A 23,590-nucleotide genomic window follows, 5' to 3' on the forward strand; every position below is an offset into this window, starting at 1 on the left:
AATTCTGCAGCTAGGCGAGCTACATTTCTACAATCCCGCCGTTGGTGCAACTGGCCCATCCGGATTTCCTTCACGATCGACCAATACAGCTGAATACCTCAGTCCTGACTGTGCGCTGAGACTGGGAATACGTTGTATGAGCGCATCCAGCGTCTGGCGATAACCGTCGTAGAGAATTAGATCAGACGCCACCATAAGCCTTAATGTTCCAGGCGTCGAAGACGACCAAAGTGAGGTCGCAGCACTCTCTACGCAGCCAGACCTCATCAGTGAACTTGGTACCAAGCCTCGACCAACGCGCCTGCCAGCACCAGGAAACACACCACAATAGCGATAAAGTTGGGTAAGAATCGGAACCGAGACAGATACACGATTCGACATCGCCTACCGTATCGAGGAGCCGCCAATGTTGCTGGAAAAACGCCAGATTAGATGACGCGACCACCCCTTGCACCAGTCGCTCGGCCAATCACACTCCTTCTGGAGATGTGAGCACCACCTTTATTCTTCCTTTTCGAGGCACCGAATAAGAACGGAATGCTTCGTCTACTCGTACGATTGGGAAGACGTCGGTGACATAGGCATCGCACAAGCTCGGGTGCTCAATCAGATACTGTTGCGCTTGTCTCAAGAAGACCTGCCAATCTCGAGTCGTCCCGGCCCAAAGCGTGAGATTCTTACGGAAGAACCGGCGCATTGGGAAGACATAATGATCCTCTGGGAGACCGAAGATGATGAGTTTCCCCTCGTCGCGGACTGCATCGACGGCATCAGCAAGGTGTTCCTGCCGATGCCCAATTGCCTCGATGACAATGTCTGGAGCTTCTTCAATAGCGCAGGTCCTCGCCCAGTCCCGGACTTCTCCATGAATCAGGCGATCAATTCCGAACCGAGATGCAACGTCGGAACGATCGACTCGGTCTATTCCGATCACTTCCGAAGCGCCCAAAGACTTCGCTACATGTGTGAATAGGAGTCCAAGCGGCCCTAGACCGAACACTGCGACTCTTTTACCTTCAAGCTCTCCAGCATGCGACAACGTACTTAGAACCGTCGAAACTGGTTGCACAACGGTGGCCTCAACATCTTTTAGCTGATCGTCCACCGGAAAAAGAAGATGTGCAGGATTCCTGATGACCTCGCTGAGCCCTCGTGACCCTTTGGCAATGCCGACAACACGCTGCCCCTCCCGCAGCGCCGTATCGCGGCTAGCTTCAATCGTCCCGACGATCTCGTGAAGCGGGGCTCCCGGGAGCCCTGTGTCAGGATTGTCCGAATCGTGATGGCCCAGAAACTTCGGTATGTCGCTTCCGCAAATGGCACCCGCACTGAACCGTACCAACACTTCACCTTGTTCTAGGCAATCGCCTGTCGGTTCGCGAACTTCGCTTCGTTGGAACTCCGACGGTGCCGGTTGATGGTACTGCCACATCGCAATCAGACACTCCATTTCCGAACTCGATACTCGATCGTGCAGGTAGACATCATTTCAGTCACCGACTAACAGCGATCGGTTGATATCTGTAATCTCACAAACTCCACATAAGGCCATTGCCTGCTCTAACTCCTCACGAAAAATACTGAGAACTTCAGCGACACCACTCGGCCCTGCCGCAGATAACCCCCACAGCACTGGTCGACCGATGAGCACACCGTGCGCACCATGGGCAAGTGCAACGAGGACATCGCTACCACTTCTAATCCCACCGTCGACTAGAACGAGATCTTGGTCCCCAACTGCATCGGCAATACTGGGTAATTGGGACAAGGGCGCTGGCAGTGCATCGAAATTGCGTCCGCCGTGATTCGAGACGACGACACCGGACATGCCCGAATCGCTACATCGCAGAGCGTCATCGGGGTGCAACACTCCTTTTCCCAGCACTGGAATGTTCGCATAATCGACAATAACTTCCACCGCCGACCAATCAAGTCCGGCCCAAGTGTAGGCGTCCCATCTGACGTTCGAAGTCGGCAACATCGGACGATTGATATGCGTCGGAAATTCGGGAAGCGCCCTTCTCTGCTCATACCGCATACCAGGCACCGGTGTGTCCAACGTAAGGATAATTGCCTCTGCTCCTGCCTCTTCCGCAGCCTCAATGAGCGAGCGCACGAGCCCATCGTCTTGTTGAGGAGAGATCTGGCACCATTTCCTCTCGACCTCGATTGAGCTCCACGGTTGACTCGTTTCCATACTCAAGATCAGAGGAACATCTGAATTTCCTGCCCCCTCCGCGGTTCCCTGCTCTCCACTCGCGTCGAAGAGCTCGTGGCTTGCCATGGGGGCGATTGCGAATGGAGATGACATGTCCTTACCCAACCAACGAGTGGTCAAGTCGACGACAGAGACGTCGCGGCAGACACGTGGGAGGAGCGTCGTTTGAAGATATGCCTCTCGGCTCCGCTTTGCAGCGCGACCGTCCCCTGCCGCCGCGTTCAAATATGCCCAAGCGCCGGCGTCCGTTCGTTGTTTTCCAGCAGCTTTGATCAATTCCAGGGGTAAGAACTCGCGGTCAGGAGTTTCTGCTACCGGAATCCCAGTCATCGTCAGACAACTTCCATACCGTGAGCTACCAAGATCCGCCGCAGATCGTCGAGACGTTCACCTTCGATTGGCAATCGAGGACGACGCGGAAAACCGGCAGGCTGACCGATGAGATTAAGAATTGCTTTCAACTGACCAGGAATCCCGCCGAATGCTCCGTTCCCATCGGGCAGGTTGAGATCATTCTGCAGCGCAGTCAATCTGTCAACGAACAAACGAGCGTCGTCAAGTCGATTCACCCACACTGCTTCGAAAGCCTGGCTCAGCTCTCGTCCGAACAACATTCCGCTTCCAATGTATCCGTCGGCACCCCAGTCACTGGCGAGCAATCCCACACCTGGTCGATTCATAAGATTGCCGAAGATCCGAAGCTTGTCCCCCGCCAACAGGCTAGTTTCATAGAGATGCCTGTCGTCTTGGTTGCTTTCTTTGATCGCAACGACCTGCTCGATCTCCGCAAGTTCCGCAGTCACACTGGGGGCAAGGTCAGTTGCGACATCGGCAGGGATGTTGTACAGCATGACAGGCAACGTCGACGACTTGCATAGGTCGGTGAAGTAGGACACGATTTCTTCGTTATTCAACCTCCACCCTGGAGGCGGAGAGAACATCACCCCGTCGGCTCCGATTTTTCCAGCGTGAGCAATTAACTGCCTCGTCGTCTGAGGAGCGATGCTGGAGACTCCGATGATCACAGGTATTGCGCCCGCCGTCTCATCGACCGCCACACGCGCCACGCTCTCACGTTCCTCAGAGTCCTGTGCATACCACTCACCGCTGCTTCCATTAATAACAAGGCCGTGAGCGCCCTCGTTAATGAAATAGCGAATCAAGAGTCGCAATGATTCAAGATCGAGAGGCCCGTCCTCGGTGAAGGGCGTTGGAACGGCGGCAAAATAGCCTCGCCATGGAACGTCGAGGGATCGCATTTAAGTTGTTCCTTTCATTGATGTAATGCTCGTTGGTACGTGTATTTGGGGAACGACTATGCCTTCGCCGCCGATTCGACCCATCGGAGTGGGCGTTTGAAGAGCCAGGCCAGTAGCCGATCACTGAGGAATCCGAGAGCTCCAAGGCTGATCATGCATGCCACGACGTAGTCAAAACGGAATTGGTTGTATGCATCCATGAGCACATAACCAAGCCCGGATCGTGCGCCGAGTATCTCCGCAACAACGACGGTTGTCCACGCCAGAGCAAGGGCCACTCTCATTCCGGTAGCGATGGATGGCAGGGTTGCAGGAAAGGTCACTCGCACCAGCATCTGCCATTTATTCGCACCGAGCATTGCGGCAGCACGGAGCAAACGCCCCTCGGCCGACATTGCCCCGATCAGTGTGTTGACATAGACAGGGAAGAATGTTGCCATGCTCGTCAGGAATATTGCCGGAGCATTGCCAATCCCAAAGAAGATCAAGGCCAGCGGGATCCACGCGGTGATTGATATGGGGCGAAGCGCATCGATCATGGGATTGACAAGCAGACGCACACTTTTCGAATATCCCGAAAAGAGACCCAGGACCACTCCAAGCACCGATCCGAGGACATATCCGGAGAGTATGCGCTGCGATGAGTCCAGGACGGAGGTGACCCAGTCTCCAGAGTATGGTGCAGACTGCTCGGCAGTACCGAAGAGAAAGTCGCTGAGTGCCTCAATCGACGCAGTGAAGCTCGGGAACAACCCGTCTGCGATCATCCGGTTACTACCGGTGTATTGCCAAATGGCGATGACAATCAGCGGAATGACCATTGATAGAAGCACGGGAATGCCTCGAACCCTGCCTTTTCGTGGCCGTCTCGGCCCCGTGCCTGGGGCCAATGGAGGATTCACGTGCGACATTCCGGATGCGGTGATAGCCATGTCTTCAGTTCCCCTCTGACTTGCCGAGTTCTTCTGGGCTCATACCCGTCGATTTTGACAGGAAGTCATAATTGACCCTGTCGCGCAGCTCACCACTTACATCGTCGGGCACAGCACCGAACTCGGCCATCGCTTTTGCCATCGAACCCAGCTTGTCCTCTTCCATTAGAAACCAGGGTTTATCGTCTTCAAGGGCTGTGAGCAATAAATCACGATCACCGGCCTGGTACTTGAGGGCCGTATCAACCCACACGTTCTTATCGTCGAACTTCCTTGTTTCGGCAACAAAGGTGTCGACGATCTTTTGAACCGATTCCGGGTCGCTTTCGATCAAGTCGTCGCTCGCATAGATTCCCGTTGGAACACTTGCCCACTCGGTCATCTCGGTGTTCATGTCTTCAGGCATCTCTGCCACACCGTCTTTAACTGCTTGTGCGGTGTACGGTTGATAAGTCACGGCTGCGTCAATATCACCGTTACGAAGCGCCAGCAGCAGATCTGCGGGTGCCTGGAGAGTCGTAATCGTAGTGTCCTGATCCATGTCGATATCATTGTGGGCCAGTGCGATCTTGAAGATCAGCTCATCGGTCGAGCCCCGGATGACGCCGAGGTTCTTTCCTTTTAGATCGCTCCAATCACCGATCTCGCTCTGGTCCCGAACAATGATTTGCGACCGTCCCGGCGATACACCAGCAATCATCTGCATTGGCGTGTCTGGGTTCTCTACCAGGCCATTCACCATGACATTCATACCCATGGAAGCGACCTGAACGTCGTCGCTTCTCATGGCGACAAAGACGTCAGCGGAGGATTTGAATTGTACGGCCTCAACGTCGAGGTCTCCCTCACCGTCCTCCAACGCTGTATTCGTTGCTGACCATGCGGCCCAGTACAAGGCGGGAACATTGCCCAGTGCTATCGAATCACCGCCGCCTCCGCATCCTGTCAGGATGAGCGCCAGGGCCGCCACCATACCGGAAACCCTGGTACAGAGCTGCTTCTTCTTTTTCATGAGTCTCTCCCTTGAACTTGGTATTTCGAATCTCGAAGTCCGGAATCAGGCAACGATGCCTTCTGCTCTTTCCGTTTCGCTGTGAAGTTCGTCCATAAGATGCCTGCGCATCCCGAGAAACTTCTCGTCCGAAGTGATATCAAAAGACCGAGGCCGCGGAAGGTCCACACGAACAACTTCTTTTACCCGCCCGGGGCTGGCAGACATGACAACGACCCGATCTCCCAACAGCAGAGCTTCATCGATATCGTGTGTCACAAAAATGACTGTTTTGCGGTCACGCTCCCATAGGTCGAGCAGCAACTCTTGCATGAGAATGCGAGTCTGCGCATCGAGCGCTCCGAAGGGTTCATCCATCAGCAACACCGACGGGTCGTTGATGAGGGTCCGAGCAAGACCCACCCGTTGACGCATTCCACCGGAAAGCTCCAATGGCAGGTGCTGCTCGAATCCAGTGAGTCCGACTCGCTCGACGAATTCTGCCGTGCGCTCTTTCACTTCGTTTGACGAGCCCTGCCGAAGGCGAGGTCCGAACCCGATGTTCTGTTCAACAGTGAGCCACGGGAATATGTTCGCATCTTGAAAGACCACCCCTCTCTCAGGGCCCGGCCGATTCACGGCTTGTCCATCCACCAGCATGGTTCCTGCAGTCGGCTCGAGAAAGCCGGCAACCACGTTCAATACCGTCGATTTGCCGCAACCGCTGGGGCCAAGAATGCATACAAACTCCTGATCAGCAATTTGCAGATCCACGTGGCTTACAGCTAATCGGGGGTTTCGTCCCCGGGGGTCGGGAAACTCAATGCTCATATCATCGAAAAACACTTCTGGCATGTCATAACCTCGTCGTTCGGCATTGCTGAATGTCGTTCGTTCTAAGACAGCATCATTCCCGAAACGGGCAGAAAGGTCAACAGATTTTTCGATAATGTCGTATGGTATTCGGTATGAACGAACAGCAGGGCTCCTCGAAATCGCCGCGGACCGGGCGGGTACAAAGCGTGGAACGCGCATTGGCCATCGTCGATCTACTCGGAGAGCCTAAAAACGCAGCGGGCGTGAGCCTCATTCAGATCGCTCAGGAACTCGGAGTATCGAAAAGCACAGCACACGCTCTTTTGAAGACACTCAAGCACTATGGCTTCGTCACTCGAGTCGAACCAGGCCCACGGTTTCTTCTGGGCATGAGCCTCATGCGACTCGGGGAACAGGTACAGCGTCGGATGCCGATCACGGATGCTGCGCAACCAATTCTGCAATCGCTTGCAACCCAGACCGGTTGTACCGCACGTCTAGTTGTGTCAGACCACGGATACCCGCTGTACGTGTCCCGAGTTGAGGGCCTCGGTTCGATCCAGTTCACCGCTCAAATCGGCAGACGGGAACGTCCCCATTCGACAGGAGTAGGGAAAGTCATCCTCGCAGGGATGAGCGATGACGAGGCGCTGGGATTCTCATCCAGTCGGGGCCTCGAACGGATGACGCCAAATACCATCACGGATCCCGAAGCTCTTGTCGGTGAGCTCGCCTGGATCCGAGAACATGGCTATGCCGTCGATCGAGCCGAAGATGTGGAGGGGATCATCTGCGTAGCAGCTGGGCTATACGATACAGCGAGGCGGTGCATCGGGGCCCTCAGCGTCTCAGACCTAGCCTTCCACATGACTGCTGAGAAGATCGACGAGACCGCGGTGGTAGTAAAGGATCACGCCGAACAATTGATGACGATTCTGGCATAGTCCCCTGCCATCAGTCCGCCTCGGCGATTTCTCGAGAGATCGCCGCTGACTGCTCGGCACTCGACTGCATACCCGCGGGGATGGCTTCACCCATCCCTCGCTCGTCGAATGTAAGAAATGCTGCGCGAGTCGTTCCGCCGGGCAGCACCATCTCTCGACGGAGGTCCCCAGCAGCACTAGGATTGTCAGCAACCTCGTTTGCAAGAATTTTCGCAGCTCCAAGAAGTGTGTCGGCAGTCAACCTTGCCGCAGTTTTCTGGTCAAACCCCAGTCCTATTCCTGCCTCGGTCATATGCTCAGCGAGGTAATAGAGATAGCCCGGAGCAGAACCGGCCATAGCGTTGAACTCGTCCATTTGTGATTCCGCTATAACGTGCACACGTCCACCGGGAGAAAAAAGGTTGCGCAACAGATCCACGTCGTCATCATCGACATGGGGACCAGCCGTCAGCCCAACTGAACCTGAGCCGACGGCCAACGGTGTATTTGGCATTGTGCGGACCACGGGCTGGCCCGGTCTCAGCGCAGATTCAAGCGCTCCGATACTCACACCGGCGGCGACAGAGACAACGAGAGCATGACAGGGCAAATCTTGAGAAATTTCCGTACAGATGCCAGCCACATAAGGAGGAAGCACTCCAACGATCGCGAGGTCAACGCCATCGACTGCCAACCTGTTTGCACCAGATTGCTGCTCGTTGGCAAGCACACGGATGCCGAGCTCTCTGCTCGTCAAGGTAGCCGATAATGCGCTCATTGTCGTACCAATCACGTTTTCAGGCTGGATTCCGGCTTTGATCAGGCCTTTAAGAATTGCCACATTCATTGAGCCAAGTCCGAGCAAGGCAACTTTGAGCCCGTCAACGTTCCGCATCGACACCACAGTCTCCTACCTTCAAATCCACAGTGATTCTTCGTATCAACGCTACAGGCTCCTTGCGAACGTGAGCGTCGGGAGGTTGCAAACCGGGGAGACGTTAGTTCCATTGTCAATATCACCACAATCCGCAGTGGTTCCAAACTGAGCAATGTGCTGCTGAACCTCGCCTAAGCGTGGGCACAAGGTAGGCGCCCCCAAGTGGACTTTGACCTCCACGTCGGACCAAGTGCCAAGGCTTCTGTTTCGTCAAAAGCACGAAACTCAACCTACTAACGCTTCCAGCACCCATGACAGGTGCTTCGGCTCTACACTTTTCCTGTGCTGAGAGACCAGCATGCCTGGGAAAACTTCATCAGGAAGTCCTCCGCAACCGCAATTCCGGGCAATTCGTTCTGCCACAATGAAATGTCAGAAACACTTGCGCAGAGAATCAGGCGCGGCACGCCATCGTCAAAAAAGATGGCTGCGTCGTTTCGGATGCTCGCTGAGTTTCCGTCGCCCCCGCGTGCCAAATGCGCCACCTTGGTCTTGAACGGGCCGTAGCCAGGCAATCCCCGCCCGAGACCGCCACCTTTGAGCACGGAACCGAGCACCGCGAGACAGCCCTCAGCAATCTCGCGAGGCAGACCACCATCTGTGTCAGAGAACGGCCCCTCAACAAGACCGTGAAGCAAGATACTTTGCTCGTCCGTCGTCGTTGAACCGATTTTCACCCCGGACAATCCCGGCGGAGAGAGCACCGGTCGACCCTCGATACCGCCCTCCCCCTGTTCCCGCAGGAACCGGTCGACCACTTCTACAGAGGACACACCTTGGACTCTGACGGATTCAGCGGTCACGGCGAACGCAGCTGGATCGCCTGTGATGACAGTTTGCGCCAAGAAGTCGCCGAGACTAAGCCTCAATCCGTTAGACATGCATCCAAGAACTCCCTTGTTGCCATCCGGTCGGTGACGCGATTCCAGGGTGCATGCCACGGAAAGGTCAACCTCTCCTCGATCGCTGGCATGGGCGAGAGCAAGGTACCAGATAAGTGCGTCGAAGTCGCCGATCGGCACCGACTCTTCGTTGCGGGACGCAGTCCGACCTCCAGTCTTCAGATCCAAAATTGTCCAGGAGGTTCGCGCGTCCACCTCTGAGGCGTAATAGTCGAGCGTTTTGACAAGTGAATCCGTGGTCATCGTCATGACGTCACCGGCCTTCCGTAGTCGAGAATGTTTGCTGGGACTTCGGTGTTGTTGACGACGAGCTCCCACGCGCTACGACCGAACGCGGAGATGAGATCAATTGCGAGATCATTGCCCGGACGACCGTCACGCAAACGGGTCTGCACCCAGTCTGTATATACAGCCAATGCACATGCCGCTCGACCATCGCTGTCAAAGATCACTCCTATCTCGGACCTACCACGGACCCCTCGGCCACCTTTCTGGGCAACGACTACGTCGTCGGGGAGGAATCGGGCGAACTCGAACGAGTCCCATCCCAACGTCATCAGCTCCAGCGCATAGCTGCACAGATCCTTGCTCACTGCGATGAGGTCGGAGCCGGATGCCGACTGGCTTCCCGCCACGATGGCCTTGAGCAGTCTGATCTGGTCAATAGGGGTCGACGTCGTCATGGGCGCATCGGTGTGGAACCAAGGAATCCTACTGGTGTCTGGGAAGACGTGCCGGTGGATGGTCTGATGTAGACCTGAGTTTTGACAGAAGTCGTTGATGACACGCAGCTGCTCTCGCTCGTCGGCTCCGAGCGACTCAAAGACGAGCCGCGTACAGACGTTGTCGCTGGAGACAATCATCTGTGCCAGTGCGTCTCGGAGCGGAAAAGAAAATCCTGGAGTCATGTATCGGAAGGTCCCCGATTGGACGCCTTCAGCCATGCCCGACGTGTATTCGACTTCGCGATCAAGATCGATTCTGCCTGCGGTCACCTCGCTGAGCACGCACATCATTACCGAGACCTTGCGTGTGCTTGCAGTCCACTGCGGTTCGTCGAATCGTTCGCCGTAGAACTGAGCATTGCGAAAATCGTAGAGGGCCCAACGAGTGGTGAACGGTTGATCTCTCATCAATGTCGATAGTTGTTCTTGTATGCGGTTCATGGTTTCCTTCTTAGCGAGGCTCATACTTCGGTGAATCCGTAAGTCCGCGGCAAGGTCGGCACGGCTGTCAAAAGTGTCTTTGTGTAGTCCGAGCGAGGATCAGCGAAGATCTCTTCGGCCGGTCGCTGCTCCACAATGACGCCCTTGCGCATCACTGCGATGTCGTCGGAAATATAGCGCGCGACTCCCATGTCGTGAGTGATGAAGATGATGGTCAGGCCACGATCATCCCTGAGATCGTTGAGCAGGTTAAGAACCTGAGCTTGGCTTGAAACATCAAGCCCGGACACAGCTTCGTCGCAAATGAGGGCACGCGGTCGCGAGATCAGGGCGAGAGCGATAACTACGCGCTGCTGCTGACCACCTGAGAGTTGATGCGGGAAGCGATCGAGGTGCGTATGCGGCAGTCCAACATCGTCGAGGGCATTGCGGACGATCGTCGTTCGATTGCCGTACTCGCCGGAACGATGGATCTTCACACGTTCAGCGAGGAGGTGCCTAATCCTCAGCTTCGGATTTAACGCTGACGACGGGTCTTGGAAGACCATCTGCATCTCGCGGGCAGCTATTTTCCTTCGCCGACCCCGCAATGTTGACATGTCCACACCGTTGTAACGGACCGTTCCACTTGAAATCGACTCGAGACCGAGGATGGCGCGGACTGTCGTCGACTTTCCACTTCCTGATTCCCCGACGATCCCGAAGGTACGTCCAGCCCTCACATCGAAGCTCACTTCATCGACTGCTTTCACCAGCGAGGCACCCAGCATGCGGGCTAGCGCACCAGGACTGAAATCGACGGACACAGACCGAAGCGATAGTAGCGGAGGCTCTATGTCGTTTGCCGTTTCAGCAGTCATTACTGCTCCTTTCAACGTCGACTCGGCTCGTTTGGGCCTTACGAACGAAATGATTCGGACTCACAGCATCGAATTCGGCACTGTCGTCGTCCCATCCTCCGCCCCCTTGGCCCCCATCGTGGCGACGTTCGATTGTGGCCAAGGGACGACCTTTCTCCGTCTCCAGGCTCGGCACAGCAGCTAGGAGTCCTCCGGTGTACGGGTGGACGGGCGCGTCGAAAATGTCTTCGACAGCGCCATGTTCGATGACGATCCCGAAGTACATCACCGCCACTCGGTCACACAACTGCCAAACGACGGCGAGGTCGTGAGTGACGAAAATCAGAGCCATGCCCGTGTCGGTGCATAACTGCCTCAGCAATTTGAGGATTTGCTTCTGCGTAGTAACGTCAAGCGCCGTGGTCGGTTCGTCCGCCACTAGCACTTTTGGACTCTGAGCTAGAGCGATTGCGATAACGACACGTTGACGCTGACCACCTGAGAGCTGGTGGGGGTACTGCCGCAATCGTCTCTCAGGATCATCAAGACCGACGCGTTCGAGCAGCGATATCGATTCAGCGTGGACTTTCCGTTTGTCTGTGATTCCTCCGAGACTGATCGCATTCTTCAGCTGAGTACCAATCGTGAACACCGGGTTGAGCGATCGGAGAGGATCTTGAAAAATCATCGCAATCTCGGATCCCCTCAGAGATGGAAGCGAAGTGTCTTTCAGGCTGAGCACCTCAGTGCCGTCAAGGTGAATGCTTCCCTGATAACGCGTGCTCGCTTCGTCGTTGAGTCGCAGGAGTGATCGCCCGAGTGTGCTCTTGCCACATCCGGACTCACCGACAAGACCGAGGATCTCTCCGGGAGCGACGTCAAGAGTGATTCCCCGCAATGCTGAGAAGGGGCCGTAGTCGGTCTCGTAGTCGACGCTCAGGTCGCTTATGGAGAGAATTGGAACGCGTTCATGCGTGGTCGTCATCTCAGTCTCCTTGTAGTCTTAGGGTCAAGCATGTCGCGGAGTCCGTCGCCAGCGAGGTTAAGGCCAATCACGGCGGTGACCAGGCCAAGTGCCGGAAATACCGCCACCCACCAGGCAGAGAACAGCAGCGTCTTACCGTCAGCGAGCATGTTTCCCCAGCTGGCGTCAGGCGGCGGCACACCAGCGCCGAGAAAGCTCAGCGTTGCCTCCGCAATGACGGCATCGGCAAACACAAAGGTCGCCTGCACAACCACCGTCGTGAGGATATTCGGCACAATGTGAAGACTCACAAGCCGAAAGAAATTCGGGTGCTGTAGCTTGATCGCCTCGATGTAGGTCTCTTCCTTGACAGAGATGACTCTCGAACGAACAAGCCGGGCCATAGTCGGAGTCGAAACGACAGCCATGGCGATGATGACATTGCCGACTTCAGGGCCGAGCGACGCCATGAGACCAATTCCGAGCAGGACCCCCGGGATGGCGAGTAGCCCGTCGGCAATTCGCATCAGAATCTGGTCAAGCCAATTTACGTAGCCAGCGAGAATACCGACAACGAGTCCGAGGCCGGTAGCGGCGGCTGCCGAGGACAGCCCAACGATCAGTGATATTTGGCCGCCATGAAAGAACCTCGACAGCACATCACGTCCGAACTGGTCGGTACCGAAAGGATGCTCCGGCGATATGCCCTCGAGCCGATGGTTCGCATCGACGGCGTTAGGGTCGGCCGAAGATAGAACCGGAACGACAAAGCACGCGATGGCAACGACAATTACTAAGCCGCAACCGATCGCCAGACTCCGATTCTTGCCGACCCAATCGACGAAACTGTGCTTTCGGGTAGAGGGGGATGCGCGGAAGATATTGTCTACAGCCATGATTCCTCCTTCAGAGTCGGCCAGCATTGAGTCGCACCCGCGGATCGAGAAATCCGTAGAGGAGGTCGATCACAAAGTTGAGACCGACGTAGAGCAACGCGCCTAGGAGCACGACTGCCTGGATGACTGGATAGTCGCGACGACCAATGGAATCTACGACGAGCTGTCCAATGCCCGGGATGTTGAACACCGTCTCCGTGACGACTGCACCGGTGATAAGGCTGCCAAATGTCGTTCCCAACACGGTGATGATCGGCAGGGAGGCATTGCGGAGAACTTCCCGGTAGACAATTCGTGTCTCTCCCATGCCGATCGAGCGCGCCAGTTGCACAAAGTTCTCCGCAAGCACGTCCATCATGGACCCGCGGGTCATTCTCGCTACCAAGGCCGAGAGGACGACGGCAAGGGAGACCGCAGGGAGGACGAGATAGCTAAGGTAAGTGCCAAGACCGTCAGAGAGTTCGGCCCAACCAGCCGTCGGCAGTACCTGGAGAACAACGCCGAAGATCAGAACTAGGAAGATTGCGAGCACGAAGCTGGGAATGCCCATGCCGATAAGTGCAACGACCATGACCGACCGGTCCATCGCTCCACCTGGGCGGCGTGCCGCCGCGATTCCCAACGGCACGGCGACTAAGACGATAATGAGTTCAGCAGCGATCGCAAGTGCCGCAGTGGGTCCGATGCGTTCGGCTAGCACCTGTGTGACCGGTTGCTGCATGAATACTGAAGCTCCAAGATCACCTTGGACAGCGTGAGTCAGCCACTGCCAATACTGGACGAAGATCGGCTGGTTGAGGCCCATCTCCTCCCTCAGGCCAGCCACCTGGTCCATCGGAGCCTCCGCTCCGAGTATTACCCGAGCTGGGTCGCCGGGTGTGAGGTGGACGAGCATGAAAACAACTATTGAGACGACGAGGAGTACCGGTATCGTCGCAACGATGCGTCTGACAATGAATGTCACCATTTCTGGCCTCCCGTTGGAGAGCGGTCGTGTCGCTTCAAAGTCACTTCGCGGTAGCCTTCCAGAGAACAAGGCTGCCGCCGACAGCTGTGACACCTGTGATGTCGCTGCTGACTGCGTAGAGTTCCGCGGCACTGCCGAGGTTGACGACTGGAATGTAGGAAGTGAACCATTTCTGCATCTGGTCGCTGTAGACCCTCTGCTGATCGGCCGTGGTCTCTGCTGCTTGGTACTTCTTGACGATCGGTGCCAGTGGTTTCGGGTCTGTCCATCCCGGGTTGTCCTCGGGTATGTAAAACTGCTGCAGAGGTTCGATCTTCGCGATGTTATTGATGACGATGATCTCCCACGCGTCCGGTTCAGTACGCTTCGAGTTGAGCGTCGCATAGTCGAAATTCTCGAGCTCAGCGTTCACACCGAGACCTTTGAGCTGCTGCTGTAGGACCGTGGAAGCCTGATAGGCCCGTCCAGCGTCACGCGAGGTGATGATGCGGACTTTCTGGCCGTCATAGCCAGCCTCGGACAGTAGCTTCTTGGCCTTCTCTGGATCCACTGCTCCCGGCCTCTCACTATCGGCGCAGGGCCATTGGTTCGACAGAGCTTGCGGCATCATGCAGCCATTCGCTGCTTCGTAGAACTTTGGGTCGGAGTAGGACGACTTGAGAATGGCGTCTCGATCAAGACCAATGGCAAGCGCCTCTCGAGCTTTGACATCAGCAAATAGGCCCTCCTTCTTGTTGAAGTAGAGGTTTGGCAGGGAGACCTTATCGGTAATTTCGAGTGAGAGCCCGGAGTCGCTGGCAAGCTGGTCGTAGTTGTCGTAGGGCAGGGTCTGTGCCACGTCGTACTTGCCAGACTGCAATCCGGCAATCTCTGTGGAGGGATCGGGGGTGAACTCATATGTGAGCTTTCCAAAGCCTGCGGTCCTGTCGCCGGCAAGCCCGCTGGGCTCACCGTCAGCCGGAGTGTAATCGTCGAACTTCGACAGTTGCAGGTTCTGCCCCTTGTTCCAAGCGGTAAAGGTGAAGGGCCCCGTGCCGATGTTCTCGGTCATTGGCTTCGATCCGGCTTCCTCCGCAATCTCTGCAGTGGTGATCAAGGGAAGACTTGACTCACCGTAGGACAGCACGAGGGCAGCCGCGCTGTTCGGGGTCTTGAGCTTCATGACGACTTCCGTGTCGTTGGTCTTCTCGAAGGTCGCGCCTTTGAAACTGTATTGAGCAGCCGCAGAGTTTTCCAACCACCGCTTCATCGAACTAACGACATCGTCAACTTCCATCACGCTGCCGTCGTGAAATTTGACCCCATCACGCAAGGTGAAAGTGATTCGTTTGTTGTCCTTGGACTGTGTGAATGATTTCGCCAGCATCGGTGTTGGCTCACCTTTGTCGTTCTGCGTCAACAGAGTTTCGAATACATTGCGCATCGGTTCAGTTGTCGGCACCTCGGTCGAGATAACCGGGTCAAAATTCGAAGCTTCTTGTGGATATGCCACCGTGAGTTCGTCCAAAGTGCCTTGGGAGCCGCTTGTTCCGCCGCACCCCGATACTGCAATCGCAAATGCACCGGCCATCGCTAGAGAAACTATTCGGTTTCGCTTCATGCTGGTCTACTCCTCAACTTCATCGTCGATAGAATTTCGCACGCTCGAACGAATCGAGCTGGGATCGGTGGTCGGCAAGATCGTCCAGGCAAATTCCGCCTCAGCCATTGAGCGACCCGTGTTCGCACCGTGTTCAATGAGGCTATATGCTCGTCGAGACGGTGACCCTACGTTTAACAGGAAGTGCCCAATCGTTGTGGAGCTCGCTCCCAAATGGCTCCCGGTTCTGTGAAATTCTGATCGATGTCGCACCGTGCAGTCGACCGCTTCATGGAGGGGCGCGGAGGAGGATCGACTCTGACTATTGTTTTTAAGCTTCCGGGATTTTCGGCGTCTGACTTCCATGTCGTCATTTCGCCTCTGACCGAAATGATGGCGGTTCTCCATGCCATGGCAGAACCCGACCACCATCTTGAAGCTCGTTCAGTCCTCAGCACCATCTCGGAATCAATCAACAACGCGTACGCGCGTGAATTCAACTTCCTGTCACCACTGTGGGCGCGATTCCGATGCCGCCTCTTCTTCCCGTTTTCACCAGAGTCGCAATCGCTCGACGCCGAGCTACAGGCTGTCGAAGCTCTGCCGATACGAACTTTCGTTTGGCTATGCGCTGAGGGAGTACAAGGAATGCGCGGCCCTATTCCTCCAGTTGATCGCCTCATCCAGGAAACGCCTGAACGCAGGCGCTTCCTTGACTACTGTTTGTCCCGATCGACCGCACGACACGATCTCGCTGTTGCACTGCTCAATGATCCGACAGCTGTGCGTCGCCGACTTCTCTGCTTTCTCGCCGAAACGAACACCCTGTTTTTCGGCCACGAGTGGATGATCGTCCGCGATGAGATCAGAAGAGCAGCCGCATCTCACCAGCATCAGACACGCACGCTCTCCAGTGGAGATGCGCTGGCGCGCCTCCACTACAGCGCGCATCATGCAATTGAACTAAACGAAGTCCGAATCGACAAGCTCCAGCAATACTCGGTGCCGCTGAAGGACAGAACGGTGATCGCAGTGCCCTCAGTGCGGATAGGCTCACACCTCACTGTCAAGTGGGAGCCTGATGTGCCGATCATCATCCATTTCCCGTTAAGAACCGCCAGCGCAGGACCATTGGGCATCGGGGCGATGAGGCAACGACTTGCCGCGCTCAACTCCGATTCGAGAATGGAACTCTTCCGGCACCTTGTCGGAGAACCGATCACCACTTCCGAACTCGCTTCGCGAATGAACCAAACGCCGGCTCAAATATCCCGCGAGTTGAGGGTACTCCGCGATGCCGATCTACTGATCTCCGAACGCCGCGGCAAACTCATCTTCCACCGAATGGACGTCGACAAGATTGTTCACCTCGGTCCCGATCTACTGTCGACAGTGCTACGTTGACAGTGCCGGATTTATCCGGCGTGTTGACCGTTCCCCTTAGAAGTCCGTGCTGCTCGACGTATCAGTTTTCGTTGGGACACACTCGCCCGGATTCATAAAGTCCACCCTCCATCGACAGTCACAACCGAGCCAGTCATATATGAGCTACCACCACCGAGTAGAAACGCTGCCACTGAAGAGATCTCGTTCGTGCGACCGGGCCTACCGAGTGGAATCTCGGCTCGCATTCGCTCGGCGTGCTCTTCGTCGGCCCAACCGGACTCCGTCATCGGCGTGAGCACAGACCCTGGCCCGATCGCATTCACCCGGATACCAAAGGGGGCCAATTCACGAGCAGCCGAGCGGGTCAGGTTAATGATCGCGGCCTTCGACGAGTTGTACGCGATCTGATGCTCCACAGGGCGATCGGCGACGGCCGACGCGAGGGTAACGACCGACAGGTCCTTAGGCGTCTCAGCATCGACGGGTCGACGCGATGCCCAGCGGAGCGCGAGGAAGGTGCCGACCAGGTTGACTTCGATAACGGATCGAAAAGATTCCAACGATGTTTCAGCAAGAGGTGAACGAACGCGAATCCCTGCTGCGTTCACAAGTCCGGTAACGCCCTCGTAAGGCAGTCGCGCCCAACAGTTCTCGTCTGTGACGTCGAATCCTTCTCCGTCGCGATCTCCGTCGATGTCCAATCGGCGCACGTCGATGTTCTCATCGGCCAAGCGGTCCGCGATGGCTCTGCCAATACCGGACCCAGCTCCCGTGACGACTACTCGCTGCGGCTCAGGCATCGTTCGTCTCCATACTTCGCACGGATGGTCGCGGCACCGAAGTTTCCTTGGCGACGAATGCCACGACCACATACGTTGTGATGGACAGGCCGACAGCAACGATGACGGGTGGCAAGACTCCTACCGATACCACACCTGTCAGCCCCAGCAGTGCAACGATCGCACCTACCGCCATCGAGACGAAGGCAGCGACCCTGCCTCCGAACCGGGTGAAAAGTCCGAAGATGAACGGAACGAAAACCCCGGAACCGTACATCGTAAAGGCAATCGTGAGCACCTCGATGATCCCAGGGACCAGCAAGGAGAACCCGAGTGCGAGAAGACCGAGTCCAATCGTAAGAATTCGCGACCACAGCAGTTGCCGCTGCGGGTTGTTCCTGATCGACGGCACGTACAGGAGGAAGTCATTCGAGATGTTGCTGACCGCTGCGAGCAGAAGCGCATCAGCAGTGGAAATCACCGCAGAGATTATCGCCGCCATCAAGATGCCGGCTGCCCAGACAGGGAGAACGTTGCTGATTAGTGCCGGTACCACACCGACCGTGGGGTCGAGGTTCGGGAAGAGGTCTCTGGCAGCCATGCCGGCGAGAGCCGGAACAACTGCGAACAACGCAGTGAGAACCCCCGCGATGCCGGCACCGGTCGCAGCAGCTCTTGCGGACCTGGCCGAGAACACACGCTGCATGACGTCCTGCCCCACTAGCTTGTGGACGATCACGGGCAACGCAGCACCCAGGAAGAATGACCATCCCTGATTCAGCGGATTGAACGGCTGGCTGACCCCAGACGACACGAACGTGTCCGATATGGCCGCCAGCCCGCCGGCCGCATCGACTGCGATGACTGTCACGAGGAGCAGCCCCGCAACGATCACGATGAACTGAATGAAGTCGGTAATTGCGACGCCCCACATGCCGGACAAGACCGTGAACGCTATGATCAGGACAATCCCGACGACTGCGCCCCAATTGTGGCTCAAACCCAGTGCAGTGAGGGACGACGCTGCTGCACCGACCTGTCCCGCGAGGATCCCTGCCAGGGCAAGAATCGACAGGGCGGAAGCAAACATTCTTACGGCGGGGCCGCCGAATCGGCTCTGCAGAAAATCCGGGACGGTGACAAAGTCTCCGGACCTCACTCGCTTGGCAACGAAGAACGCGAGGAAGATAAGTCCGACGAATATCCCCATGGCAAATGAGATCGCTGCGAAACCAACAGAATAGGCGTCCTGACTCGTTCCAAGCACGAATGCGCCGCCGAAGTTCGTGGCGAGCAACATGACGGCGATGAGGACTGGTCCCATTTTGCGCCCAGCCAGGAGATAGTCGGTATCGTTCTTGACTCGTTTCCTCAGCCACGCCGCGATGGCGAACATCACCAGTAGGTAGGCGACGATCATCGCCGTGATTCCGAGATTCACTATCGCTCCAATTTGTAGCGTTGAATGCTTCTCTGCATCCATTTTGCGGCAACATTATCCAGTTCTCGGACATATTGCAACCAATTTGGAAAAACACATATCAAAACCTCTAGGCGTTTCGATCTCGATCTGTATAATTTAGCCCCATAACAGACAATTCTTGACGATCCGAAGAAGAATGGGGATTGTATTGCAGTATTCGGAACCAGCTATCGACAGCCTTGATCGAGGGGTGCTGAAGGCACTGAGAGACAATCCCCGCGCGACCATGGGCGAGATGGCCATGGCAGTTGGAGTCTCGAGGACCACATTCAAGGCGAGACTGGACCGACTGTGGGACAGCGGGTTGATCGTCGGCCATGAGACTCAGCTAGATCTTGCGGCGCTGGGGCTGCACGTGCAGGCCTGGGTCGAGCTGAATGTTCACCAAGGAGCACTCGCAGCCATCAAAGAGGTCCTCGACGGCATGCCTCAGGTCATCGAAGCCTTCGCAACAACGGGTGGAGCCGACGTTCAATGCCGAATCGCAGCGCGCGACACGGCCCATCTCCAGGAAATGCTTCTGGAGCTTTCGTCGTGTTCTTCCGTCACACGGACAAAGAGCGCGGTGATCCTCAGCAGCCTCGTCAGCCATCGAAAGGTACAGGCGCTGGATCTCCTTGACCTGTGAGCCTTGCGCATCCTCTGAAGGAGGCAGATTCAGTACGGCCGAGTGAAGAATAACCAAGTGCGCCAACGAAGGCGTCAGAAAAACCAAGTGCTGTCGCAGGCAAGAACCGCACTCATGCAGATTCACGCTGGCCGAGACAACTTCCAGTCTCATGATCACTCTGCGTCGAGGCTTCTCAGCTTCTAGTCGTCTCAGTCATCATCTGTAACCAAACCTCTCTCGCTGCGCTAATATGAGCTTCGGCACGCTGGTCGAGGATCTTCACGAGCACAGAAATGACAATAGCCAGATACGAATTACCGACTTCTTCGGCAATAGATCCCTCTTTCCTCAGCAAGGGCAGGCGCGAACCAAATAAGAACGGTACGGTCGGCCATTGCGTCGCCAGGTCTATGGCAAATAGTCCCAGGCGTCAGACACACTTTTCACTGAACCAGTCTCTCAGCTTTGCGGTGCAACTATTCTTCTCAGTCGGCAAGGTGAGGAACGAAAGCTCACCGGCACTGGTCTGCCAAGGACTGTCGCGCTCGTCCCGCGGTAAGGCCCCATCTACAGCAGGGTAGGCCAGCGCCGCGAGCGGTGCACCGAAGGTCGAAGAATAGGCGTGCATTTGATAGAGGTCCTCGCGGTCGACGCCTCGTCGACCTCCGAGCCTCTTATACTTGGCGTCCAACAGCGCTGTGACCGGATGGTCCCCCACCAAGACATCAGGATAGAGCTTGCCCATAGTACGTCGAAGGTCGACGGTGGAGCGCGCCAGGTGGCCTGACGTCTGCGTGGTCGTGCCATGTCGTACGAACCGCTCCGTCGCCAACCCTGCGCAGTGCAGGACGAACATCTCCCAGAGCTCGGCGACGTCGATCAGCACTCCGTAGGTCGACTCGTCCTCAGCAGCCACGCCGAGCGGATCCCTGTTCAAGATCCGCCACGACAGCTCGGCCGCCCGACGCCACTTAATCGTGATCGGGCTATACCGCGCCCTTTGGATTTCATACAATTTCGGCTTCTTCGGTCGCGCACCAGTGGCGTTGCGCAGCACGGCCAGCTGCTCGTCGAGACGGGGTCCTCGCCAGCGAGCACCAGCAAGGTGACTATCAAAGTAGCGATCTGCTAGGACGACCGCCCTGGCCGGCGCGTTGTCGTAGGTGCGCATGATACGTGTGGAGACGAGATCAATATGACCAGCTGCCCGCCGACGTGCGGTAGCGCCTCCGTCTAGGCGACCATTCACAGTGAGTCCGTGCGAGCTCACCTTCTGCCCTGTTCGCGGCAAGGCGTGCTGCCCTGCAGTGAGGACCGACGCGCGCCATAGGGCAGCTAACAGTTGCGTGACTGCATTGCTCACACCATTCGCCTGCTGTGCAGTACGGGGTAGGACTTGAACGTTTAGAATCGTGCTGATCCACGACATGATCGTCTCGACGCCGAGTCTCGGCTGGATGACCAGTGTCCTGCCCTGGTGGCGAATCTCTCCGATGTAGCGATTCGCTCGCCAGCCGTCGATGTCGCGGGCCAGGATCGGTTCAATCGTCGGTTCATGGTCGGCCTCAAGCTGCGCATCCAGCACATAGGGCTCCGGAGACAGGTCGGCAATTGACGTCAGCCAGTCCCGTTCCGCCGGGGTGGGTGTACGGTCCCAGTACATCTCCGCAGTCAAGTCCTTGATCACGAAGGGCTCTAGTGTCGCTCTTCCCCTGGCGACGGGACCTTTTCTGGCAGCCATCTTCAGCGGGCCGACCGAGTCACGAGCAGTTGCCTGAGTTCCTCCAGCTGTTCCACACGCCGGTCAGAGCCAGCCAAATATTGTGAAAGTACGGGTTCAATCGAAAGGGTCCAAAGAGACAGCAAGGGATCGCGCTCGTGGCCACGGTCGTTCCAGAGAATTTTTGCCTGTCGACGACCTTGAGTTTTGTACCGCCACTCAAGTCCGACGAAGTACGGAAGATCTCCGAACACCGCAGCCCCGAGCTCGTATTCCGGTCCCAGGTCGGGCAGCTCAACGATCCTATTATTCAGGCGAGAGATACTCTCGGCTAGCTCTTCGAGCTGAGGAATAGCGTCACACCACTCCACAGTCATCGACTGCTCAGCCCACTGGGATTCCCAGATGGTGAAGAGGACCTCCTGGTCGAATGGAGTGGGGAACCAGAAGAACCGGCGTCGCATCGCAAAATCCAGAGCCTCGACAGACTGGTCGATCTCATTCATCGTCCCGATGATGTAGAGATCCTCCGGCATGGAGAATCGGATCGGCTTGCCGTCGTCCCCTTCGGCGAAGAGTTCCATCTCGACGCCGCGCTTGTCGCGCTCCATCGCACTGAATGCCTCCCCGAACATGGCACTTAAGTCCGTACGATTAATCTCGTCGAGAATCAGCACGTGGGGAAGTGCCCGCTCCCCCTTCTCCTGTTTCTCGTCGCGCATCCCATCGACGAGTCTCGGCAGGGCCCCGGGCTGATAGCTGGTCCCACCGCCGGCATCCAACCGCAAGCCCATCATGAATTCGGCGTACCCGTATGATGGATGCATCTGAAGTCTCACTACGTGATCGCTAACTGCTTCCGTGACCCTATCGACGTCACCGAAGTACTCGTCGACGCCCCAGCGCTGCAACGCAGCCGACCTGATCACTCTTTCTGCGAGCTCACCTGCGGTGAAAGTCTTCCCGGTCCCAGGAGGGCCATAGAACACAATCTGCTTCTTGTAATCCAGGGCGAACGCGGGATCCCTCGTCGCGCCGCCCCCAGATCCACCCGACGGATGCCAAATGGGCTTGAGATCAGGTTCGTAGTAGTCACGACGCGCCTCTCCCCAGTCGGGCAGGCGTTGCTTCAACGACTGACGGACTGAGTACAATCTCTGGTCCTGGCTCGCGTCTGAGCCGCTCGAATCGAGCTCGCCGAACGCCCTGAGAATCAGCTGCTTGTGGGTGTTCGAGGCGATCCGTTCGAAGTACTCGGGATAGAGAAGATGGCAGACGACATGCCGCATGGTGTCACTTTGATGCTCGCCCCCCTCGGCAAATTCGGCGAAGCCCCAGGGATCGTCACCAAGTAGTACAGAACGGTCCTCAAACGACATGTTCTTCAGGCGCAGCGCGAGCTCCATTAGATAGCCCACGTGGAGGTCCTGCCGAGTGTTGTAATACAGGCCCGGGTTAGCGATCCAGTTCTTCAATGCCTCGTACACATCGCTATCGGTGGCGACGTGTAACTCTTGATTGTCGGACCCGATTGTATTGTTGATCATCTCGAGCTTCCGATCAGGACCGACCGACGCCGTGATCAGGTAGTAGATCAGCAGACACTCTGCAGCGAGCAGTCTGACCTCGATGTCGGCACCTTCGAGCTGAACTGCCCACTTGCTCTCAAACTTTCCGCCAGCTTCCTCCCCCTCGATGAGGTTCTCCCAAAACCTCTTGTTCAGCTGGTCAAGCGCAGGTTGCGACCAAGCCTTCGGGAACTCGTCGGGATAAAGCAACGAGGCGTCACCGATCAATGATCGCTCATGCCACCTCGCACACACTTCATCGATCTGTTGACGATCTTGGTCGGAGTAAACAGCCATGCTCCAGCATCTCATTGCGAACTTGCGGTGAGGCATTCGCGACACACCTGTTGCCTGACGAGCAACCAACGGCATCCACGCACCCGGCCATTCGATTCTCGCCGAACCGATACCGTCCCGCTGGCGATGATCTGGGCGGCTTTGGCTCGTCTTTCGTTTCGTCCCTGGTAGCGGCCCGGCTCCTTCGACGCAGTGTTCGTTCGACCGGCAATGTTCTTCCACTCGGGGCACTGCTGACTGAAGAAAGACGCCGGGGCAACTGGTGTCAGTTCGAGTTCACCTTCAATCCATTCGCGACGGATTCTCTCCCGCCAAAAGCCTTAACGAGCAGGGGGTCTCAATTGATTTCGATCCGCAA

The 23,590-nt window shown here is 56.5% G+C and carries 21 protein-coding genes; 3 read left to right on the forward strand and 18 right to left on the reverse strand.

What is annotated here, in order from left to right; all coding sequences use genetic code 11:
- Positions 1 to 469 precede the first annotated feature (469 nt).
- From JTF07_RS02430 to JTF07_RS02455, 6 genes are all read right to left on the reverse strand, one after another.
- Positions 470 to 1,450 carry a zinc-dependent alcohol dehydrogenase gene (locus JTF07_RS02430; RefSeq protein WP_204232725.1) on the reverse strand — a complete coding sequence of 327 codons (981 nt, stop codon included), beginning with the start codon at positions 1,448 to 1,450 and terminating at the stop codon, positions 470 to 472.
- 39 nt (positions 1,451 to 1,489) lie between these two features.
- Positions 1,490 to 2,548, reverse strand: coding sequence for an alpha-hydroxy acid oxidase (locus tag JTF07_RS02435; RefSeq protein ID WP_204232726.1), 1,059 nt, complete (start codon positions 2,546 to 2,548; stop codon positions 1,490 to 1,492).
- A 2-nt stretch (positions 2,549 to 2,550) separates the two neighbouring features.
- Positions 2,551 to 3,477 (reverse strand): dihydrodipicolinate synthase family protein, encoded by a 927-nt coding sequence (locus JTF07_RS02440; RefSeq protein WP_204232727.1) that lies wholly within the window; start codon positions 3,475 to 3,477, stop codon positions 2,551 to 2,553.
- Between the two features lie 56 nt (positions 3,478 to 3,533).
- Positions 3,534 to 4,298, reverse strand: coding sequence for an ABC transporter permease (locus tag JTF07_RS02445; protein ID WP_204232728.1), 765 nt, complete (start codon positions 4,296 to 4,298; stop codon positions 3,534 to 3,536).
- 115 nt (positions 4,299 to 4,413) lie between these two features.
- Complete coding sequence (locus JTF07_RS02450; protein WP_204232729.1) at positions 4,414 to 5,421, reverse strand: ABC transporter substrate-binding protein; 1,008 nt, start codon at positions 5,419 to 5,421, stop codon at positions 4,414 to 4,416.
- Between the two features lie 45 nt (positions 5,422 to 5,466).
- Positions 5,467 to 6,255, reverse strand: coding sequence for an ABC transporter ATP-binding protein (locus tag JTF07_RS02455; RefSeq protein WP_204232730.1), 789 nt, complete (start codon positions 6,253 to 6,255; stop codon positions 5,467 to 5,469).
- 113 nt (positions 6,256 to 6,368) lie between these two features.
- Here JTF07_RS02455 and JTF07_RS02460 point away from each other — a divergent pair, with 113 nt between their 5' ends.
- On the forward strand, positions 6,369 to 7,160 hold the full coding sequence (locus JTF07_RS02460; RefSeq protein WP_353843850.1) for an IclR family transcriptional regulator: 792 nt from the start codon (positions 6,369 to 6,371) through the stop codon (positions 7,158 to 7,160).
- Between the two features lie 10 nt (positions 7,161 to 7,170).
- On the opposite strand, the gene JTF07_RS02465 is transcribed toward JTF07_RS02460, so the two are convergent.
- From JTF07_RS02465 to JTF07_RS02500, 8 genes are all read right to left on the reverse strand, one after another.
- Positions 7,171 to 8,034 (reverse strand): pyrroline-5-carboxylate reductase family protein, encoded by an 864-nt coding sequence (locus tag JTF07_RS02465; protein WP_252199479.1) that lies wholly within the window; start codon positions 8,032 to 8,034, stop codon positions 7,171 to 7,173.
- A gap of 311 nt (positions 8,035 to 8,345) precedes the next feature.
- Entirely contained in the window at positions 8,346 to 9,227 is an 882-nt protein-coding gene (locus tag JTF07_RS02470; protein WP_204232733.1) for a serine hydrolase, read from the reverse strand.
- Positions 9,224 to 10,168, reverse strand: coding sequence for a serine hydrolase (locus JTF07_RS02475; protein WP_502710952.1), 945 nt, complete (start codon positions 10,166 to 10,168; stop codon positions 9,224 to 9,226). The genes JTF07_RS02470 and JTF07_RS02475 overlap by 4 nt, the downstream gene beginning before the upstream one ends.
- Entirely contained in the window at positions 10,165 to 11,004 is an 840-nt protein-coding gene (locus JTF07_RS02480) for an ABC transporter ATP-binding protein (RefSeq protein WP_204232735.1), read from the reverse strand. Before JTF07_RS02480 ends, JTF07_RS02475 begins: the two co-directional genes overlap by 4 nt.
- The gene (locus JTF07_RS02485) at positions 10,994 to 11,968 is read right to left on the reverse strand and encodes an ABC transporter ATP-binding protein (protein ID WP_204232736.1); all 975 of its coding nucleotides are present in this window, start codon (positions 11,966 to 11,968) and stop codon (positions 10,994 to 10,996) included. The genes JTF07_RS02480 and JTF07_RS02485 overlap by 11 nt, the downstream gene beginning before the upstream one ends.
- Positions 11,965 to 12,843, reverse strand: a complete 879-nt coding sequence (locus JTF07_RS02490; RefSeq protein WP_204232737.1) for an ABC transporter permease — start codon at positions 12,841 to 12,843, stop codon at positions 11,965 to 11,967. The genes JTF07_RS02485 and JTF07_RS02490 overlap by 4 nt, the downstream gene beginning before the upstream one ends.
- Before the next feature lie 10 nt (positions 12,844 to 12,853).
- Complete coding sequence (locus JTF07_RS02495) at positions 12,854 to 13,903, reverse strand: ABC transporter permease (RefSeq protein WP_353843851.1); 1,050 nt, start codon at positions 13,901 to 13,903, stop codon at positions 12,854 to 12,856.
- Entirely contained in the window at positions 13,851 to 15,233 is a 1,383-nt protein-coding gene (locus tag JTF07_RS02500; RefSeq protein WP_204232739.1) for an ABC transporter substrate-binding protein, read from the reverse strand. The genes JTF07_RS02495 and JTF07_RS02500 overlap by 53 nt, the downstream gene beginning before the upstream one ends.
- 420 nt (positions 15,234 to 15,653) lie before the next feature.
- On the opposite strand from JTF07_RS02500, the gene JTF07_RS02505 reads away from it, so the two are divergent.
- Entirely contained in the window at positions 15,654 to 16,793 is a 1,140-nt protein-coding gene (locus tag JTF07_RS02505) for an ArsR/SmtB family transcription factor (protein WP_204232740.1), read from the forward strand.
- Positions 16,794 to 16,885: 92 nt separating this feature from the next.
- Here JTF07_RS02505 and JTF07_RS02510 read toward each other — a convergent pair whose 3' ends face one another.
- Positions 16,886 to 17,575, reverse strand: a complete 690-nt coding sequence (locus JTF07_RS02510) for an SDR family NAD(P)-dependent oxidoreductase (protein WP_204232741.1) — start codon at positions 17,573 to 17,575, stop codon at positions 16,886 to 16,888.
- The gene (locus JTF07_RS02515; protein WP_204232742.1) at positions 17,568 to 18,995 is read right to left on the reverse strand and encodes a sodium:solute symporter family protein; all 1,428 of its coding nucleotides are present in this window, start codon (positions 18,993 to 18,995) and stop codon (positions 17,568 to 17,570) included. Before JTF07_RS02515 ends, JTF07_RS02510 begins: the two co-directional genes overlap by 8 nt.
- Positions 18,996 to 19,155: 160 nt before the next feature.
- Between JTF07_RS02515 and JTF07_RS02520 the strand changes: the two genes are divergently transcribed.
- Positions 19,156 to 19,665, forward strand: a complete 510-nt coding sequence (locus tag JTF07_RS02520; RefSeq protein ID WP_204232743.1) for an Lrp/AsnC family transcriptional regulator — start codon at positions 19,156 to 19,158, stop codon at positions 19,663 to 19,665.
- A gap of 412 nt (positions 19,666 to 20,077) precedes the next feature.
- On the opposite strand, the gene JTF07_RS02525 is transcribed toward JTF07_RS02520, so the two are convergent.
- Positions 20,078 to 21,334, reverse strand: coding sequence for a 5-methylcytosine restriction system specificity protein McrC (locus tag JTF07_RS02525; RefSeq protein WP_204232744.1), 1,257 nt, complete (start codon positions 21,332 to 21,334; stop codon positions 20,078 to 20,080).
- A 56-nt stretch (positions 21,335 to 21,390) separates the two neighbouring features.
- Positions 21,391 to 23,232 carry an AAA family ATPase gene (locus JTF07_RS02530; RefSeq protein WP_204232745.1) on the reverse strand — a complete coding sequence of 614 codons (1,842 nt, stop codon included), beginning with the start codon at positions 23,230 to 23,232 and terminating at the stop codon, positions 21,391 to 21,393.
- Between the last annotated feature and the right edge of the window lie 358 nt (positions 23,233 to 23,590).

The sequence above is a fragment of the Brevibacterium sp. RIT 803 genome, assembly GCF_016892625.1.
Classification (GTDB): domain Bacteria; phylum Actinomycetota; class Actinomycetes; order Actinomycetales; family Brevibacteriaceae; genus Brevibacterium.

What these genes read in the sequence shown, in the direction of transcription:
- JTF07_RS02430 (WP_204232725.1), bottom strand. Translation starts at nt 1,450, where the DNA reads ATGGAGTGTCTGATTGCGATGTGGCAGTACCATCAACCGGCACCGTCG.
- JTF07_RS02435 (WP_204232726.1), bottom strand. Translation starts at nt 2,548, where the DNA reads ATGACTGGGATTCCGGTAGCAGAAACTCCTGACCGCGAGTTCTTACCC.
- JTF07_RS02440 (WP_204232727.1), bottom strand. Translation starts at nt 3,477, where the DNA reads ATGCGATCCCTCGACGTTCCATGGCGAGGCTATTTTGCCGCCGTTCCA.
- JTF07_RS02445 (WP_204232728.1), bottom strand. Translation starts at nt 4,298, where the DNA reads ATGGTCATTCCGCTGATTGTCATCGCCATTTGGCAATACACCGGTAGT.
- JTF07_RS02450 (WP_204232729.1), bottom strand. Translation starts at nt 5,421, where the DNA reads ATGAAAAAGAAGAAGCAGCTCTGTACCAGGGTTTCCGGTATGGTGGCG.
- JTF07_RS02455 (WP_204232730.1), bottom strand. Translation starts at nt 6,255, where the DNA reads ATGCCAGAAGTGTTTTTCGATGATATGAGCATTGAGTTTCCCGACCCC.
- JTF07_RS02460 (WP_353843850.1), top strand. Translation starts at nt 6,369, where the DNA reads ATGAACGAACAGCAGGGCTCCTCGAAATCGCCGCGGACCGGGCGGGTA.
- JTF07_RS02465 (WP_252199479.1), bottom strand. Translation starts at nt 8,034, where the DNA reads ATGCGGAACGTTGACGGGCTCAAAGTTGCCTTGCTCGGACTTGGCTCA.
- JTF07_RS02470 (WP_204232733.1), bottom strand. Translation starts at nt 9,227, where the DNA reads ATGACGATGACCACGGATTCACTTGTCAAAACGCTCGACTATTACGCC.
- JTF07_RS02475 (WP_502710952.1), bottom strand. Translation starts at nt 10,168, where the DNA reads ATGAGCCTCGCTAAGAAGGAAACCATGAACCGCATACAAGAACAACTA.
- JTF07_RS02480 (WP_204232735.1), bottom strand. Translation starts at nt 11,004, where the DNA reads ATGACTGCTGAAACGGCAAACGACATAGAGCCTCCGCTACTATCGCTT.
- JTF07_RS02485 (WP_204232736.1), bottom strand. Translation starts at nt 11,968, where the DNA reads ATGACGACCACGCATGAACGCGTTCCAATTCTCTCCATAAGCGACCTG.
- JTF07_RS02490 (WP_204232737.1), bottom strand. Translation starts at nt 12,843, where the DNA reads ATGGCTGTAGACAATATCTTCCGCGCATCCCCCTCTACCCGAAAGCAC.
- JTF07_RS02500 (WP_204232739.1), bottom strand. Translation starts at nt 15,233, where the DNA reads ATGCGCAATGTATTCGAAACTCTGTTGACGCAGAACGACAAAGGTGAG.
- JTF07_RS02505 (WP_204232740.1), top strand. Translation starts at nt 15,654, where the DNA reads ATGTCGCACCGTGCAGTCGACCGCTTCATGGAGGGGCGCGGAGGAGGA.
- JTF07_RS02510 (WP_204232741.1), bottom strand. Translation starts at nt 17,575, where the DNA reads ATGCCTGAGCCGCAGCGAGTAGTCGTCACGGGAGCTGGGTCCGGTATT.
- JTF07_RS02530 (WP_204232745.1), bottom strand. Translation starts at nt 23,232, where the DNA reads ATGGCTGTTTACTCCGACCAAGATCGTCAACAGATCGATGAAGTGTGT.